Source organism: Leucobacter soli, from assembly GCF_042659205.1.
Taxonomy (GTDB): domain Bacteria; phylum Actinomycetota; class Actinomycetes; order Actinomycetales; family Microbacteriaceae; genus Leucobacter; species Leucobacter soli.
Map to the genome: position 1 here is coordinate 1 of NZ_JBHSRW010000501.1, position 527 is coordinate 527.

Sequence of the window (527 nt, forward strand, 5' to 3'; positions counted from 1 at the left end):
GGCGCGCCGAGCGAGTCCGGATCGGGCGCCGCGCTCATGATCGCGCGATAGCCGTCTCCCTCCTGCAGGCCGATGGACTCCCGGCCTCCCGGCACCGCGATCGCCGCGCCGGTGCGCCGATTCACGTAGAAGGCATCGGCGAGTTCGGCCGCCCGCGACCCGTCGAACACGGGCACGCTGCCCAGCTCGGCGGTCGGCGCCCAGATGCCCGAGTACCCCGGCCCGACCCGCACGGCCACCTGCGTCGGCCGTTCGACCCGGTCTCCGCTCGGGAAGCGGGCGAACCGGCCGGCCTCATCGGCACCGACGTGGAAGTCGACCCCGTCGTACGCGTCGAGCACGGCGAGCCGCAGTCGCCCGGGGGGCTCAGCCCCGGCATCTACGGCGAAGAGCTCCTCCTCGAAGAGCGCGTCGCGCTTATAGGCGCGGTATCCGGCGAGCGGACTCGCCTGCTCGCGGATCACGAGCTCGGGATCGATGCGATCCCGCGGCACCGCGCGCGCGCCGCGGTCGAGCGCCGGTGCCAG

The 527-nt window shown here is 74.4% G+C and carries 1 pseudogene; it reads right to left on the minus strand.

What is annotated here, in order from left to right:
• A pseudogene (locus ACFPZL_RS14180) lies at window positions 1-527 on the minus strand (DUF3488 domain-containing protein); the annotation flags it as partial.